Annotated in this window: 20 protein-coding genes and 1 tRNA gene; 15 read left to right on the top strand and 6 right to left on the bottom strand. The window is 69.0% G+C overall.

Translation table 11 applies throughout. The features are described from left to right. Positions 1-25 precede the first annotated feature (25 nt). The 8 genes from clpS to PV419_RS48630 all read left to right on the top strand — a co-directional run bounded on the left by clpS (position 26) and on the right by PV419_RS48630 (position 5,710). Positions 26-337, top strand: a complete 312-nt coding sequence (gene clpS / locus PV419_RS48665) for an ATP-dependent Clp protease adapter ClpS (protein ID WP_065960015.1) — start codon at positions 26-28, stop codon at positions 335-337. Continuing rightward, complete coding sequence (locus PV419_RS48660; RefSeq protein WP_319700226.1) at positions 337-954, top strand: DUF2017 domain-containing protein; 618 nt, start codon at positions 337-339, stop codon at positions 952-954. The genes clpS and PV419_RS48660 overlap by 1 nt, the downstream gene beginning before the upstream one ends. A 212-nt stretch (positions 955-1,166) precedes the next feature. Beyond that, the gene (locus tag PV419_RS48655) at positions 1,167-2,642 is read left to right on the top strand and encodes an amino acid permease (protein ID WP_319700224.1); all 1,476 of its coding nucleotides are present in this window, start codon (positions 1,167-1,169) and stop codon (positions 2,640-2,642) included. Positions 2,643-2,760: 118 nt separating this feature from the next. Continuing rightward, complete coding sequence (locus PV419_RS48650) at positions 2,761-3,183, top strand: M67 family metallopeptidase (protein WP_319700222.1); 423 nt, start codon at positions 2,761-2,763, stop codon at positions 3,181-3,183. A gap of 95 nt (positions 3,184-3,278) precedes the next feature. Beyond that, on the top strand, positions 3,279-3,392 hold the full coding sequence (locus PV419_RS48645; RefSeq protein ID WP_014179252.1) for a putative leader peptide: 114 nt from the start codon (positions 3,279-3,281) through the stop codon (positions 3,390-3,392). Between the two features lie 106 nt (positions 3,393-3,498). Further along, positions 3,499-3,777 (top strand): MoaD/ThiS family protein, encoded by a 279-nt coding sequence (locus PV419_RS48640; RefSeq protein ID WP_319700221.1) that lies wholly within the window; start codon positions 3,499-3,501, stop codon positions 3,775-3,777. After that, entirely contained in the window at positions 3,777-4,727 is a 951-nt protein-coding gene (locus PV419_RS48635) for a cysteine synthase (RefSeq protein WP_319700220.1), read from the top strand. Before PV419_RS48640 ends, PV419_RS48635 begins: the two co-directional genes overlap by 1 nt. 230 nt (positions 4,728-4,957) lie before the next feature. Continuing rightward, entirely contained in the window at positions 4,958-5,710 is a 753-nt protein-coding gene (locus PV419_RS48630) for an MBL fold metallo-hydrolase (RefSeq protein ID WP_319700218.1), read from the top strand. A gap of 66 nt (positions 5,711-5,776) precedes the next feature. On the opposite strand, the gene PV419_RS48625 is transcribed toward PV419_RS48630, so the two are convergent. Then, positions 5,777-7,027, bottom strand: coding sequence for a PTS transporter subunit EIIC (locus tag PV419_RS48625; RefSeq protein ID WP_319700216.1), 1,251 nt, complete (start codon positions 7,025-7,027; stop codon positions 5,777-5,779). A 254-nt stretch (positions 7,028-7,281) separates the two neighbouring features. Between PV419_RS48625 and PV419_RS48620 the strand changes: the two genes are divergently transcribed. The 4 genes from PV419_RS48620 (at position 7,282) to rdgB (ending at position 9,537) form a co-directional block, all read left to right on the top strand. After that, positions 7,282-7,554: a PTS glucose/sucrose transporter subunit IIB gene (locus PV419_RS48620; protein ID WP_319700214.1), complete on the top strand. Its 273-nt coding sequence runs from the start codon at positions 7,282-7,284 to the stop codon at positions 7,552-7,554. A 94-nt stretch (positions 7,555-7,648) separates the two neighbouring features. Beyond that, the gene (gene rph / locus PV419_RS48615; protein ID WP_319700212.1) at positions 7,649-8,380 is read left to right on the top strand and encodes a ribonuclease PH; all 732 of its coding nucleotides are present in this window, start codon (positions 7,649-7,651) and stop codon (positions 8,378-8,380) included. A gap of 128 nt (positions 8,381-8,508) precedes the next feature. Next, a complete protein-coding gene (locus tag PV419_RS48610; protein WP_319700209.1) occupies positions 8,509-8,910 on the top strand; it encodes a hypothetical protein in 402 nt (133 codons plus the stop codon). A 24-nt stretch (positions 8,911-8,934) separates the two neighbouring features. Beyond that, the gene (gene rdgB, locus PV419_RS48605) at positions 8,935-9,537 is read left to right on the top strand and encodes an RdgB/HAM1 family non-canonical purine NTP pyrophosphatase (RefSeq protein ID WP_319700207.1); all 603 of its coding nucleotides are present in this window, start codon (positions 8,935-8,937) and stop codon (positions 9,535-9,537) included. Between the two features lie 50 nt (positions 9,538-9,587). On the opposite strand, the gene PV419_RS48600 is transcribed toward rdgB, so the two are convergent. The 3 genes from PV419_RS48600 to PV419_RS48590 all read right to left on the bottom strand — a co-directional run bounded on the left by PV419_RS48600 (position 9,588) and on the right by PV419_RS48590 (position 10,738). Continuing rightward, positions 9,588-9,672: transfer RNA gene (locus tag PV419_RS48600), tRNA-Leu, on the bottom strand. A 53-nt stretch (positions 9,673-9,725) separates the two neighbouring features. Further along, a complete protein-coding gene (locus tag PV419_RS48595) occupies positions 9,726-9,863 on the bottom strand; it encodes an HNH endonuclease (protein ID WP_319700265.1) in 138 nt (45 codons plus the stop codon). 92 nt (positions 9,864-9,955) lie between these two features. Next, complete coding sequence (locus tag PV419_RS48590) at positions 9,956-10,738, bottom strand: HNH endonuclease (RefSeq protein WP_319700205.1); 783 nt, start codon at positions 10,736-10,738, stop codon at positions 9,956-9,958. Positions 10,739-10,906: 168 nt separating this feature from the next. Between PV419_RS48590 and PV419_RS48585 the strand changes: the two genes are divergently transcribed. Next, complete coding sequence (locus PV419_RS48585) at positions 10,907-11,458, top strand: DinB family protein (protein ID WP_319700203.1); 552 nt, start codon at positions 10,907-10,909, stop codon at positions 11,456-11,458. 11 nt (positions 11,459-11,469) lie between these two features. On the opposite strand, the gene PV419_RS48580 is transcribed toward PV419_RS48585, so the two are convergent. Together PV419_RS48580 and bcp are read right to left on the bottom strand one after the other, a co-directional pair. Beyond that, positions 11,470-12,285, bottom strand: a complete 816-nt coding sequence (locus PV419_RS48580; protein WP_319700200.1) for an alpha/beta hydrolase — start codon at positions 12,283-12,285, stop codon at positions 11,470-11,472. A 132-nt stretch (positions 12,286-12,417) separates the two neighbouring features. Continuing rightward, the gene (bcp, locus tag PV419_RS48575; RefSeq protein ID WP_319700198.1) at positions 12,418-12,885 is read right to left on the bottom strand and encodes a thioredoxin-dependent thiol peroxidase; all 468 of its coding nucleotides are present in this window, start codon (positions 12,883-12,885) and stop codon (positions 12,418-12,420) included. 152 nt (positions 12,886-13,037) lie between these two features. Here bcp and PV419_RS48570 point away from each other — a divergent pair, with 152 nt between their 5' ends. Further along, positions 13,038-13,358: a DUF3618 domain-containing protein gene (locus tag PV419_RS48570; RefSeq protein ID WP_319700196.1), complete on the top strand. Its 321-nt coding sequence runs from the start codon at positions 13,038-13,040 to the stop codon at positions 13,356-13,358. A 125-nt stretch (positions 13,359-13,483) separates the two neighbouring features. Beyond that, positions 13,484-13,786, top strand: coding sequence for a GroES family chaperonin (locus PV419_RS48565; protein WP_048831771.1), 303 nt, complete (start codon positions 13,484-13,486; stop codon positions 13,784-13,786). The last annotated feature ends 69 nt before the right edge of the window (positions 13,787-13,855 follow it).

Genomic DNA, 13,855 nt, shown 5'->3' with positions numbered 1-13,855 from the left:
GCGACGCGCCATGCCGGGTGGCAGCATGGGGGGTGTGAGTGCGACACCGGTGGAGATCGAACGTCCCCAGTCCAGCGAGGCTCCCTCGGTGGTGCCCGAACCCGACGTTCCCTGGGTCACCGTTGTGCATAACGACCCGGTCAATCTCATGAGCTATGTCACGTATGTCTTTCAGACGTACTTCGGCTATTCAAAGGACAAGGCGCACCGACTGATGCTGGACGTCCACCACAAGGGTCGCGCGATCGTCTCGAGCGGCACCCGCGAGGAGATGGAGCGCGACGTGCAGGCGATGCACGGGTACGGGCTGTGGGCGACCCTCCAGCAGGACCGCTGATGGCGGGGCACTTCGAGCCGCTGCCCGGCGGCGGGGCCGCGGTGGCCCTGGACGATGTGGAGATCTCCATCCTGCGCAGCCTGGCGGTTCAGCTGCTCGAGCTGATCGGTCCGGGTACGGAGCCGGTGGAGGGGCACGACCCGCTGGACGCGATCTTCGCCGAGGGGCCCACCAAGCCGCCCGCGGACCCGGCGCTGGCCCGGCTCTTCCCGGACGCGTACGGCGGCCCGGGCCGGAAGCTGGGGGCCGACGAGGAGGTCGCGGCGCAGGCCGCCTCGGCCGAGTTCCGCCGCTTCACGGAGAACGACCTGCGGGCCCGCAAGCGCGAGGACGCGCTTGCGGTGGTGCGCGGCCTGGACGCCCTCGCGGGGGCGGAGGCCGAGGGTGCCGAGGCCGGAGCGGGGGTGCTGGAGCTGTCGCCCGAGCAGTCCCGGCAGTGGCTCGGTGCCCTGAACGACCTGCGGCTGGCCATCGGCACCCGGCTGGAGGTCACCGACGAGGACGACGGCGGCGAGCTGCTGCGGCTGCCGGACTCCGATCCGCGCAAGCCCATGGTGATGGCCTACTTCTGGCTCGGCGGTCTCCAGGAAACCCTGGTGGAAACCCTGATGCCCTGATCGCCGATGTCCTGAGCACCGAGTGTTCGTTTAAAGGATGCTCAAGTCCGGATAACGATCGCGTCACCATGGCTTGAGTTTTTGCCGATTGAAGTGGCTTATGTCCGGTTCTTTCTGTGGTGTGCCGCACATCTACCCGTGTGGATCAGCGTTGCGGCCGTGGTAAATCTTCACGATTGCCAGCCCCCCACAGGTAGAAAGGCGCGGGAACCATGACCTCAGCGCGGGTCGACCGACCTGGAGACGACGCTGCCGGCAATGCGGCCGTGGGCACCACTTCCGCCGTGGGCACCACTTCCGAAGAGGGCTACGAACGGGGCCTGGGCAGTCGCCAGGTCCAGATGATCGCCATCGGCGGCGCCATCGGCGTCGGGCTCTTCATGAAGGCCGGGGCGAACATCGCCAAGGCCGGGCCCAGCATCATCCTGATGTACGCCCTCGCCGGTGTGGTCATCTTCTTCATCATGCGAGCGCTGGGCGAGCTGCTCCTCTACCGGCCGGTCACCGGCTCCTTCTCGGAGTACGCCCGGGAGTTCCTCGGCCCGTTCTTCGGCTTCGTCACCGGCTGGACGTACTGGCTGATGTGGGTGGTCACCGGCATGGCCGAACTCACCGCCGCCGCCATCTACATCCACTTCTGGTTCCCCTCGATCCCGCAGTGGGTCAGCGCCCTGGTCTTCCTGCTGGTGCTGTTCGGGGTCAACCTGATCTCGGTGAAGATCTTCGGCGAGGTCGAGTTCTGGTTCTCGATGATCAAGGTCACCGCGATCATCGGCATGATCGTGATCGGTCTGGGCGTGCTCACCCTCGGCTTCTCCGAGGCCGGTGACACCGCCTCGGCCGCCAACCTCTGGTCGCACGGCGGCGTCTTCCCGAACGGCATCGGCGACAGCCTGATGACCCTCCAGGGCGTGATGTTCGCCTACCTGGCGGTCGAGCTGGTCGGCGTCACCGCGGGCGAGTCCGAGGACCCGGAGAAGACCCTGCCCAAGGCGATCAACACCCTGCCCTGGCGCATCCTCATCTTCTATGTGGGCGCCCTGCTGGTGCTGCTGTCCGTCGTCAAGTGGACCGAGTTCTCGGCGGGCGAGAGCCCCTTCGTCCACGCCTTCTCCGTGATCGGCATCCCCTTCGCCGCGGGCATCGTCAACTTCGTGGTGCTCACCGCCGCCCTGTCGTCCTGCAACTCCGGCATGTACTCCACCGGCCGGATGCTGCGCGACCTGGCCGCCAACGGCGAGGCCCCCAAGATCTTCGGCCGGCTCAACGTCCGGAAGACCCCGGCCGTCGGCATCACCCTGTCCGTCGCCCTCATGGGCATCGGCGTGATCCTGAACTACCTGGTCCCGGAGAAGGCCTTCGAGTACGTCACCTCGGTCGCCACCGCCGCGGGCATCTGGGCCTGGGCGATGATCCTGGTCAGCCACATCCGCTACCGCGGCGCGGTGCGCGCCGGCCGGCTCCCGGCCTCGTCCTTCCCGGCCCCCGGCGGCGCGGTCTTCAGCTGGGTCGCGCTGATCTTCCTGCTCTTCGTCACCGGCCTGATCGCCTACGACAAGGACGCCCGGATCTCGCTGTACGTCGGCGCCGGCTGGGCCGTGTGCCTGGCCATCGGCTGGGCGGTCCTCAAGAGCCGCGGCCCGGGAGCGGCCGACGCGGCCTCGGAGCGGGAGTACGTCGCGAAGTAGCGCCCGCGCCGTCCCGGTGGCTGGGCGCGGTCCCGGCATGTGGGCACCGTCTCGGTGGGCGGGCTCCGGATCTCAGGGTCCGGAGCCCGCCGTGTTTTTCGCGTCTTATTCTTTGGCCATGCTGACCATCACACAGGCCCTCCATGACCAGATCGTCGCGCACGCCCGCGCCGACCACCCCGACGAGGCGTGCGGCGTGATCGCCGGTCCGGCCGGCAGCGGCCGCCCCGAGCGGTTCATCCCGATGCTCAACGCCGCCCGCTCGCCCACGTTCTACGAGTTCGACTCGACCGACCTGCTCAAGCTCTACCGCGAGATGGACGACCGGGACGAGGAGCCCGTGGTCATCTACCACTCGCACACCGCCACCGAGGCCTACCCGTCCCGTACCGACATCTCGTACGCCAATGAGCCCGGCGCGCACTACGTGCTGGTCTCCACCGCCGAATGCGGCAGCGACGAGGGTCCGGTCCAGTTCCGGTCGTTCCGGATCGTGGACGGCGAGGTCACCGAAGAAGAGGTCAAGGTCGTCGAGGCGTAGTCGACAGCCCCCCGCATCTCGCATAGTGGTCATCGCCCGCCCGTATCGCGGGACGGCTCTCCGGGGGCGGGGCGGGGAATCGATACGATGACTCCATGGTTGTCGATGATGTGAGCGAGAAGACGCCGGGCATGCTGCTCGTGGCGCGCCTCCACGTCGACCTGTGCAGGCTCGCCAGCGCGATGTGTCCGCGCCGGGCCGCCGCCTGACCGCCGCGGAGTCACGCCCGCCCGCGCGCTGCCGAGCGCACCGACCCTCCCCCCGGACGCCGTCCGGGAGGGCCCTGAATCCCCGCCCTCCGACAGGAGCCCACACATGGCCATCGAGGTCCGCATCCCGACCATCCTCCGCACCTACACCGACGGCCAGAAGGCGGTTGAGGGCAGCGGGAACACGATCGCCGAGCTCTTCGCCGACCTCGAGACCCGGCACACCGGGATCCAGGAGCGCCTGGTCAACGACGGCGAGCTGCGCCGCTTCGTCAACGTCTACCTGAACGACGAGGACGTGCGCTTCCTCGACGGCGTCTCCACCAAGCTCTCCGACGGCGACAGCGTGACCATCCTCCCGGCCGTCGCGGGCGGCGGAGTCTGATGCGCTACGACAGCCCTCTGGCAGCGGTCGGCAACACGCCGCTCGTCAGGCTGCCGCGGCTCTCGCCCTCCGCCGACGTCCGCGTCTGGGCGAAGCTGGAGGACCGCAACCCGACCGGCTCGATCAAGGACCGCCCCGCGCTCCACATGATCGAACAGGCCGAGAAGGACGGCCGGCTGACGCCGGGCTGCACCATCTTGGAGCCGACCTCCGGCAACACCGGCATCTCGCTCGCCATGGCGGCCAAGCTCAAGGGCTACCGCATCGTCTGCGTCATGCCGGAGAACACCAGCGAGGAGCGGCGCCAGCTGCTTGCCATGTGGGGCGCGGAGATCATCTCGTCGCCCGCCGCCGGGGGCTCCAACACCGCCGTCCGCGTCGCCAAGGAGCTTAAGTCCGAACACCCGGACTGGGTCATGCTCTACCAGTACGGCAACGCGGACAACGCGGGCGCCCACTACGCCACCACCGGTCCGGAGATCCTCGCCGACCTGCCGTCGATCACCCACTTCGTCGCCGGGCTCGGCACGACCGGCACGCTGATGGGCGTCGGCCGCTATCTGCGCGAGCACGTCCCCGGGATCCAGATTGTCGCCGCCGAGCCGCGCTACGACGACGTCGTCTACGGCCTGCGCAACCTCGACGAGGGCTTCGTCCCCGAGCTCTACGACGAGACCGTGCTGACCACCCGCTTCTCCGTCGGCTCCGAGGACGCGGTGGCCCGCACCCGCCAACTCCTTGCCGAGGAGGGCATCTTCGCGGGCGTCTCGACGGGGGCCGCGCTCCACGCCGCGCTCGGCGTCGCCGGTAAGGCGGTGAAGGCCGGCGAGAGCGCCGATGTGGTCTTCGTGGTCGCCGACGGCGGCTGGAAGTATCTGTCGACGGGCGTCTACACCGCCGCCACCACCGAGGAGGCCATCGCGACGCTGCACGGCCAGCTCTGGGCGTAGGCGCGCACGGGCCGCGGAGCCCGGGGCCGGAGTTTGGGGCTGTGGGGGCGGGTGGACCGGACTGGGGCCGCCGGGGGCCGAGTTCCCGGCCGTCCTGGTGATTCCGCCCACAACGCGGGCCTGTAGAGGGGCGACCAGGGCTTTAGCGCTTTACGCTCGTGGGCACCGCATGACCCCCGCACCCGCCCATGGCCTTCGGCATGGGGACCCCCCGAGGAGGTTCCTGCTTCATGAAGCTCACCGTCGTCGGATGCTCAGGGTCGTTCCCGTCCGCGGAATCGGCCTGCTCGAGCTACCTCGTAGAGGCCGACGGCTTCAGGCTGCTGCTCGACATGGGCAATGGCGCCCTCGGCGAGCTGCAGCGCCACTGCGGTCTCTACGACCTCGACTCCGTGTTCCTCTCCCATCTGCACCCCGATCACTGCATCGACATGTGCGCGTACTTCGTCGCCCGCTACTACCGGCACGACGGCGGGCGGGCCGAGGCGATCCCGGTCTACGGCCCCGAGGGCACCGAGCGCCGGCTGGTCCGCGCGTACGAGGACGTGCCCGATGAGAAGTCCATGCAGGAGGTCTTCGACTTCCGCACGCTGACCCCGGGCACCTTCACCCTCGGCCCCTTCACGATCCGCACCGTCCGGGTCTGCCACCCCGTGGAGGCGTTCGGCTTCCGCATCGAGCACGGGGGGCGCTCACTGGTCTACTCCGGCGACACCGGCCCGTGCGAGGCGCTGGTGGAGCTCGCCCGGGGCGCCGACCTGTTCCTGTGCGAGGCGGCGTTCACCCACGGCAAGGAAGACATCCCCGAGCTGCATCTGAACGGGCGGCAGGCGGGGGAGCACGCGCGCCGCGCCGGGGTCGGCACCCTGGTGCTGACACACATCCCGCCGTGGACGGACCCCCAGATCAACCAGCGGGACGCGCAGGCGGTCTTCGGCGGGCCGGTGGAGCTGGCGAAGGCGGGCGCGGTCTACGAGCTGTGACCCCCGGCCCCGCGCGACGAGGCCCCGGAACCCAAGAACGGTTCCGGGGCCTCGACATATGACTCGCTACGCCTTGGTGAGGTCCTCGACCTCCTCCTCGGGCTCGCGGCCCGGGGTGGGGAGGTCGAACTTGACGATCGCGAAGCGGAAGAGCGTGTAGTAGATCGCCGCGAAGGCCAGTCCGACCGGGATGATCAGCCATGGCTTGGTGGCCTGGCTCCAGTTGAGCGCGTAATCGATGAAGCCCGCGGAGAAGTTGAAGCCCGCGTGCACGCCCAGGGCCCAGGTGATCGCCATGGACGCGGCGGTCAGCAGCGCGTGGATCACATACAGCAGCGGCGCGATGAACAGGAACGAGAACTCGATCGGCTCGGTCACCCCGGTGACGAACGAGGTCAGCGCCAGCGAGACCATCATCCCCAGCACGGCCTTGCGGCGCTCGGGACGGGCGGTGTGGGCCATGGCCAGGGCGGCGGCCGGAAGACCGAACATCATGATCGGGAAGAAGCCGGACATGAACATTCCGGCGGTCGGGTCGCCCGCCAGGAAGCGGTTGTAGTCGCCGTGTACGACCTGGCCGGCGGCGTTGGTGAAGTCGCCGAGCTGGAACCAGGCCACGGTGTTCACGAACTGGTGCATGCCGATGGGGATCAGCGCGCGGTTGACGGCGCCGAAGAGCGCCGAGCCCGCGGACCCCAGGCCCGTCATCCACTCGCCGAAGTTGCCGATGCCCTCGCCTATGGGCTCCCAGACCAGGCCGAAGAAGACGCCCGCCACGATCCCCACGAAGGCCATGATGATCGGCACCAGCCGGCGGCCGTTGAAGAAGCCGAGCCAGTCCACCAGCCGGGTGCGGTGGAAGCGCTGCCACAGCACCGCGGTCAGCAGCCCCATCACGATGCCGCCGAGCACGCCCGGGTCGTTGTACTTCGCCGGGATGTCCTGGCCCTTCTGGATGACCGCGTCGGCGACCGGGAACGCCTCCAGCACCTTGCTGTAGACCAGGAAGCCGACCACGGCGGCCAGCGCGGTGGAGCCGTCCGACTTCTTGGCGAACCCGATGGCCACACCCACGCAGAACAGCAGCGGCAGGGCGCCGGTGAGCGCACCGCCGGCGTTGTTGAACACGGCGGCGACCTTGTCCCAGCCGAGACCGTCGGCGCCGAAGACGTCAGGCTGCCCGAGCCGCACCATGATTCCGGCGGCGGGCAGGACCGCGATAGGCAGCTGCAGGCTGCGGCCGACCTTCTGGAGTCCCTGGAACAGGCCGGCGCGCGGCTTCCTGGCGGGCGCGGCCGTAGCGGTGGCCGTACTCATCGGATTCCTCCTGGTGAGGCGGGCGCTCGGGGGAGAGGGGACGGCCCGCATATGGTCTACACCACAGTGGTGCAGACCATGTTCTAACACGTAAGGGCGGGATAACGGAATCTATCGTTCCGGTGTGGTCTGAACCACTGGCGGGTGGTGTTCCCTGGTGATCGCGGGTCGACATAATGGTGTAGACCACCGAGTCGGCCGTGGGCTCGACGGCGGACGTAGCCGAGCGAACCGGGACTAAACGTGGTTAACGTATGACAACCCGCTCGCAGGACGAGACAACAGGAGTGGACATGGCCAGCAAGGCAGAGAAGATCGTCGCCGGGCTCGGCGGCATCGACAACATCATCGAGGTCGAGGGCTGCATCACCCGGCTCCGCACCGAGGTAAAGGACGCCGCCCTCGTCAACGAGGCCCTCCTCAAGGCCGCCGGCGCCCACGGCGTGGTGAAGATGGGAACCGCCATCCAGGTCGTCATCGGCACCGATGCGGACCCTGTCGCCGCCGAGATCGAAGACCTCATGTGAGCGGCCGGCCTGATGTGAGCGGCCGACCTGATACGAGCGGCCGACCTGATATGAGCGACTGAACCGCCCTCGGCATTGCCGATAGGCTCGACCCATGTCTCGTATCGACGGCCGCACGCCCGACCAGCTCCGCCCCGTGACCATCGAGCGCGGATGGAGCAAGCACGCCGAGGGCTCCGTCCTCGTCTCCTTCGGCGGCACCCGCGTCCTGTGCACGGCCAGCTTCACCGAGGGCGTGCCGCGCTGGCGCAAGGGCAGCGGCGAGGGCTGGGTCACCGCGGAGTACGCCATGCTGCCGCGCGCCACCAACACCCGCGGCGACCGCGAGTCCGTCCGCGGCAAGATCGGCGGCCGTACGCACGAGATCTCCCGACTGATCGGCCGCTCGCTGCGCGCCGTCATCGACTACAAGGCCCTCGGCGAGAACACCGTCGTCCTGGACTGCGACGTCCTCCAGGCCGACGGAGGCACCCGCACCGCGGCCATCACCGGCGCGTATGTGGCCCTCGCCGACGCCATCACCTGGGCCCAGGGCAAGAAGCTCATCAAGGCCGGCCGCCAGCCGCTCACCGGGACCGTCTCGGCCGTCAGCGTCGGCATCGTCGGCGGCGTCCCGCTCCTCGACCTGTGCTACGAGGAGGACGTACGCGCCGAGACCGACATGAACGTCGTCTGCACGGGCGACGGGCGCTTCGTCGAGGTCCAGGGCACGGCCGAGGGCGAGCCCTTCGCGCGCGAGGAGCTGAACGGGCTGCTCGACCTGGCCGTCGCGGGCTGCGGCGAACTGGCCGACATCCAGCGCGCGGCGCTCGCCGACGAGCTGTGAAACATCCAAAAGCAACCTACTGACGCCCGGTGGCGTGTAGTCAGGTACGGAAACTCAGGTACGGAAACGGGGGGACGGGCGCGCGAAACCGTGCGTCCGTCACCGCCATCAGGGGAGGGGACCCGTCCATGGCGCCGCGCCACAACCACCGTTACCGCCGCACGACCGCCTTCACCGCTCTCGCCGCCGTCGCCCTCGCGATGCCGATCACCGCGGGCTGCAGCGCGGTCGAGAAGGCGATCGACTGCGCGCAGCTCGCCGTCGACATCACAACCGACGTGGACAACCTCCAGGACGCGGTGAGCGGCACCGTGAACGACCCGCAGGACGCCGACAAGATCCTCGACGCCCTCGACAACGACATCGACAAGATCAAGGACAAGACCGACAACGCGGATGTCGGCAAGGCCGTCGACCACCTCCAACAGGCCGTGGACAACGTCCAGACCGCCATCGACAAGGGCCAGGACCCCGACCTGACCCCCGTCAAGGACGCGGCCGGTGAGCTGACCAAGGTCTGCAGCCCCTGACACCACCACCGATAATCAACACCCATGAAGCGCCTGATCCTCGCCACCCGCAACACCTACAAGATCGTCGAGCTGCGCTCGATCCTGAGCGACGCCGGGCTCGACGTCGAACTCGTGGGCGCCGACGCCTATCCGGAGGTCCCCGACGTCAAGGAGACGGGCGTGACCTTCGCCGAGAACGCCCTCCTCAAGGCCCACGCCCTGGCCCGCGCCACCGGCCACCCCGCCGTCGCCGACGACTCCGGGCTGTGCGTCGACGTCCTCGGCGGCGCCCCTGGCATCTTCTCGGCCCGCTGGTCGGGCCGCCACGGCGACGACCGGGCCAACCTCGAACTGCTCCTCGCCCAACTCGCCGACGTCCCCGACGAACACCGCGCCGCCCACTTCGAATGCGCCGCCGCCCTCGCCCTCCCCGACGGCACCGAACGCGTCGTCACCGGCCGCCTGCCCGGCACCCTCCGCCGCGAGCCCGTCGGCGGCGGCGGCTTCGGCTACGACCCCATCCTCCAGCCCGACGGCGAAACCCGTACCTGCGCCGAGCTGACTCCCGAGGAGAAGAACGCGATCAGCCATCGGGGGAAGGCGTTCCGGGCGCTGGCGCCGCTGGTGGGGGATCTGCTGGGGTGAGCGACGCCGAAGGGGCGGTCCGCTGGATCAGCGGACCGCCCCTTGGACGGTGCGGCCGGTGGGACTCGAACCCACACGGGATTTCTCCCACGGCGGCCTAAGCGCCGCGCGGCTGCCTGATTACGCCACGGCCGCCAGTCACAGGCCATGCTACCGCCCTGGTGACTGCGACGGTATTGGGGTAAGCGCTACGTAGTGGTGCTCTTCTTCTTCCCATGCCGACACCAGGTGTCGGTAAGTGCGTGGCAGTTCGGGCAGAGGTAGCGCAAATTCTCCGCCCGATTGTCGAGCCAGTCGCCGTTGACGTGGTCGATCTGCAGAGTCATCGGCCTGCCCAGCCACTCGCCGGTGTTGCCGCAGGATGCGCAGGAGTACGGGACACCGGCCGCTTGGAGCGCGTGATGCAACCGTTGGCGATTCACGGTGACCCTTGGGGAAGGATCCGGAACACATCATCAGCTCGGGGGCTCGGCTCCTTCATCCGGACTGTGCCCCACGTCCTCCGTGTGAAGTGGGAGGTGTCGAGCCCTAAGTGTGCTATCCGCCGCCGCACCCGGCGATGGTTCGTGTCATTTACTCGGAGCCCGAGCAACCGCATGACCTCGGCGAAGCTCCTCGCCTGGGGAACAGCTTCGCGAAGTGCATCCTCAGGGATCGCAAGGCGCGAGTTGCGGAAGTGGCTCGTGTCGATGCCCAGCTCCTTCAGCATGCGTCCCAGCGCAGCGCGTGATCGGCCGTCGTCGGGTATGCCGAGTTCGCGGGCCACGCCCCGAATGCTCTGGGTCGAGGAGGCGGCTGAGCTGAGCTCCTCAGCGGTGAACGGCAGTTCCAGTCGGTGACGGTTCATACCGGGGAAATGGTTGACATCGATTCCGGCGGCAGTGATCCGGCGCCGAATGTGTGACAACGTGCCGGTCGCTGGTGTTGCGCGAAGTTTGACCACGACCTCTCGGAGGGTGGTCGACGACGCCACTGCTTCGGCTATTGCTTCATCGGGGAACTTTCGCCGCGGGCTCTGCTGTTCGAAGTGGCTGGTATTGAGCGCGCACTCGGCCACCCTTCGCTGAAGGACACGTCGCCGGCCGCCGCTCGCTTTGACGCCGAGGCGGCGCATCAGGTCCGCCCAACCCTTCGACTCGGCGACAGCGGCGGTTAACCGCTCCCGCTCGTATGGGTCAGGCACGGCTTGTCCGATCCGCATGGTTCCCCTCCCCGTGCGACCACATGTCGCATCCTCGCACTGAGTAACGAACCCGTCGCCGAACGGTTACGCACTGCCCGTACGGCATCGGCGGTCAGGCCCCGCTGTCAGTAGCCCCTGCCAGACTCCGCCCATCCCGACGAAGCATCCCGACGAAGGAGACGGACGATGACCGGATCAGGCGTGCCCCAGCACTTCGCGCCGAGGTGGGGCGAGGAGGGAGCGCGGGTCGATCCGCCCGTGGTGGGTGGGGAGCGGGAGGTGCTGAGCGGCGTGCTGGACTGGCAGCGGGCCACGTTCGAGTCGAAGTGCGCGGGGGTGGAGCCGGGGCGGCTTTCGGAGCGGGGGGTGGCGCCGTCGGGGATGTCGCTGCACGGTCTGGTGCGGCACTTGGCGGGGGTTGAGCGCTGGTGGTTCCGTATTCAGTTCGTCGGTGAGGATGTTCCGCTGCTGTATTACTCGGACGAGGACCCCGACCAGGATTTCGACGCGCTCGACGGCGACCCCGCGGAGGCGTTCGCGGTGTGGCGGGCGGAGTGCGAGCGCTCGCGGGAGATCGTGGCCGCCGCCGAGTCGCTGGATGTGACGGGGATCCGGAAGCGGACCGGAGAGCCGATCGCGCTGCGGCGGATCATGGTGGACTTGATCGCCGAGTACGCGCGCCACAACGGCCACGCGGATCTGCTGCGCGAGCGGATCGACGGTGCCACGGGGTGGTGACCCGCGGGACCTCAGGACTTGATGAAGCCGAGGATGTCGGCGTTGAGCCGGTCCTTTTGGGTGAAGAAGAGGCCGTGCCCGGCCGCCGGGTACTCCTTGTAGACGGCGCCCGGGATCAGCGCGGCGGTCCGGCGGCCGGTCACCTCGACCGGCGCGGAGAAGTCCGCGTCGCCGTGCACGACCAGGGTGGGGATGGTGAGCCGGCGCAGGTGCTCGCGGTTGTCGGCGTGGTAGACGGTCTGCTGGACCTGCTGCACGGCCCAGGGGGAGGCGGACAGGCACATCCGGATCGTCCAGTCGATGATCGCGGGGGAGGCTTCGGTGCCCAACTGGGTGGCGAAGAAGGCTTGCGACTGTGTGGTGAGCCACTTGGGGCGGTCGGCCCGGATCCTGGCCAGCGTCCTGTCCAGGGCGGCCTCGGGGACGCCCTCGGGGTTGTCGTCGGTCTGCTTGAGGAACGGCAGGATGGCGGAGACGAACACGGCGCGGTCGACGCGGTCCTCGCCGTGGCGGCCGAGGTAGCGGGCCACTTCGGCGCCGCCCAGCGAGTGGGCGACGAAGATCACGTCGCGCAGGTCGAGGTGGTCGAGGAACGCGGCGAGGTCGTCGGCCAGGGTGTCGATGTCGTAGCCGGTCGAGGGGCGGTCCGAGCGGCCGTGGCCGCGCCGGTCGAAGGAGACGCAGCGGAAGCCCTGCTCGACGAAGAACGGGATCTGGTACTCCCACATCTCGGTGTTGAGCATGGAGCTGGTGACGAAGACGATCGGCCGGCCCTGTCCGTAGTCCTCGTAGGCCAGGCGGGTCCCATCGGCGGTCTCAAAGAACATCTCGGCTCCTCGGCTTGATCGTCGTTTCGACGTGTTCAGGATGTCCGAGCTGCCGAGGAGGGTCGATTACGTGCCAGGTAATGCCAGTGGTGTGACGGCGCCGCGGGGCCCGGCCCCCGCGGCGCCGGTACGTCAGAGGCCCAGGTCCTTGATGATCTTGGCGACATGGCCCGTGGCGCGGACGTTGTACAGGGCGCGCTCGACCTTGCCCTGTTCGTCGATGACGACCGTGGAGCGGATCACGCCGGTGACCGTCTTGCCGTACATCTTCTTCTCGCCGAAGGCGCCGTACGCCGTGAGGACCTCCTTCTCGGGGTCGCCGACGAGGGTGACTTTCAGGCTCTCCTTCTCGCGGAACTTCGCCAGCTTCTCGGGCTTGTCCGGGGAGATTCCGACCACGTCGTAGCCGTGCTGGGCGAGGAGGTCGAGGTTGTCGGTGAAGTCGCAGGCCTGCTTGGTGCAGCCGGGGGTGAGGGCGGCCGGGTAGAAGTAGGCGATCACCTTGCGGCCGGCGTAGTCGGCGAGCGAGACAGGCTTGCCGTCCGCGTCGGGGAGGGTGAAGGCGGGGGCGGTGTCGCCGGGCTGCAGGCGCTCGCTCATGGTGGGGTCTCCTCGTGGCACGGGTGCGTGGCGCGGGTGTGTACGTACCCGACATTAGCCAGGTTCCCTATCGGGGGTGCTGTGGGGCATGTACCAGGGGGAGCTGACAGACTGTCCATCACCGGATCATCGAGAATGACGGAGGCAGCGCGGTGTCGGAGGCCAGGACCCCTGCGCAGATCGAGGCGGACATCGCCCGCAGGCGGCAGCAGCTCGCCGTGACGCTCGACGAGATCGGGGTGCGGATGCATCCCAAGACGATCGTCGGGGACGCGAAGGCGAAGGCGGCGTCGGCGGTGGACCGGACGGCGGGGCGGGCCTATGTCTCCGTGAACCGCGCGGTCACCGGCGTACGGGCGCAGTTCGTCTCCGAGGAAGGGATCCCGCGGCTGGAGCGGATCGTCCCGTTGACGCTCGTGGTGGTGGGCCTCGCCGGGCTGTACGCCATGTCATCGCGGCGTCGCCGTTCGTAGCGGGCAGGGGGCGGCCGGGGGCGTTCGGGCGGGCCGTGTCCGGCCTGTGCCTCCGGCGCGCCGCCGGGCCAGGTACGGTCAGGGGCGTGAGTACGAACACCTCCCATGACAAGCTGCCCATCCGGATGCTGCACGACCGGGTGCTGGTCCGAACCGACATTCCGGAGGGCGAGCGGCGCTCGACCGGCGGCATCGTCATCCCGGCGACCGCAGCGGTCGGCAGGCGGCTGGCCTGGGCCGAGGTGGTCGCGGTCGGGCAGAGCGTGCGGACCGTGGAGCCGGGCGACCGGGTGCTCTACGACCCGGAGGACCGGGCCGAGGTCGAGGTCCGCGGTGTCGCGTACGTGCTGATGCGGGAGCGCGATCTGCACGCGGTCGCGGCCGAGCGGCTGGAGGGGTCCGAGGACTCCACCGGCCTGTATCTCTAGCCGGATCTTCAGTCGGCTGTACGCGTGCGACATGCGCGAGGGTGGTGACCTCGGTCACCACCCTCGCCT

It is taken from the genome of Streptomyces sp. ME19-01-6, assembly GCF_033793745.1.
Taxonomy (GTDB): Bacteria; Actinomycetota; Actinomycetes; order Streptomycetales; family Streptomycetaceae; genus Streptomyces.
The sequence above is the reverse complement of the archived record's forward strand: the minus strand, read 5'-3'. Positions and strand labels throughout refer to the sequence as shown.

Coding starts and splice junctions, on each gene's coding strand:
- clpS (WP_065960015.1), top strand. CDS start 26: ATGGGGGGTGTGAGTGCGACACCGGTGGAGATCGAACGTCCCCAGTCC.
- PV419_RS48660 (WP_319700226.1), top strand. CDS start 337: ATGGCGGGGCACTTCGAGCCGCTGCCCGGCGGCGGGGCCGCGGTGGCC.
- PV419_RS48655 (WP_319700224.1), top strand. CDS start 1,167: ATGACCTCAGCGCGGGTCGACCGACCTGGAGACGACGCTGCCGGCAAT.
- PV419_RS48650 (WP_319700222.1), top strand. CDS start 2,761: ATGCTGACCATCACACAGGCCCTCCATGACCAGATCGTCGCGCACGCC.
- PV419_RS48645 (WP_014179252.1), top strand. CDS start 3,279: ATGGTTGTCGATGATGTGAGCGAGAAGACGCCGGGCATGCTGCTCGTG.
- PV419_RS48640 (WP_319700221.1), top strand. CDS start 3,499: ATGGCCATCGAGGTCCGCATCCCGACCATCCTCCGCACCTACACCGAC.
- PV419_RS48635 (WP_319700220.1), top strand. CDS start 3,777: ATGCGCTACGACAGCCCTCTGGCAGCGGTCGGCAACACGCCGCTCGTC.
- PV419_RS48630 (WP_319700218.1), top strand. CDS start 4,958: ATGAAGCTCACCGTCGTCGGATGCTCAGGGTCGTTCCCGTCCGCGGAA.
- PV419_RS48625 (WP_319700216.1), bottom strand. CDS start 7,027: ATGAGTACGGCCACCGCTACGGCCGCGCCCGCCAGGAAGCCGCGCGCC.
- PV419_RS48620 (WP_319700214.1), top strand. CDS start 7,282: ATGACAACCCGCTCGCAGGACGAGACAACAGGAGTGGACATGGCCAGC.
- rph (WP_319700212.1), top strand. CDS start 7,649: ATGTCTCGTATCGACGGCCGCACGCCCGACCAGCTCCGCCCCGTGACC.
- PV419_RS48610 (WP_319700209.1), top strand. CDS start 8,509: ATGGCGCCGCGCCACAACCACCGTTACCGCCGCACGACCGCCTTCACC.
- rdgB (WP_319700207.1), top strand. CDS start 8,935: ATGAAGCGCCTGATCCTCGCCACCCGCAACACCTACAAGATCGTCGAG.
- PV419_RS48595 (WP_319700265.1), bottom strand. CDS start 9,863: ATGACTCTGCAGATCGACCACGTCAACGGCGACTGGCTCGACAATCGG.
- PV419_RS48590 (WP_319700205.1), bottom strand. CDS start 10,738: ATGCGGATCGGACAAGCCGTGCCTGACCCATACGAGCGGGAGCGGTTA.
- PV419_RS48585 (WP_319700203.1), top strand. CDS start 10,907: ATGACCGGATCAGGCGTGCCCCAGCACTTCGCGCCGAGGTGGGGCGAG.
- PV419_RS48580 (WP_319700200.1), bottom strand. CDS start 12,285: ATGTTCTTTGAGACCGCCGATGGGACCCGCCTGGCCTACGAGGACTAC.
- bcp (WP_319700198.1), bottom strand. CDS start 12,885: ATGAGCGAGCGCCTGCAGCCCGGCGACACCGCCCCCGCCTTCACCCTC.
- PV419_RS48565 (WP_048831771.1), top strand. CDS start 13,484: ATGCTGCACGACCGGGTGCTGGTCCGAACCGACATTCCGGAGGGCGAG.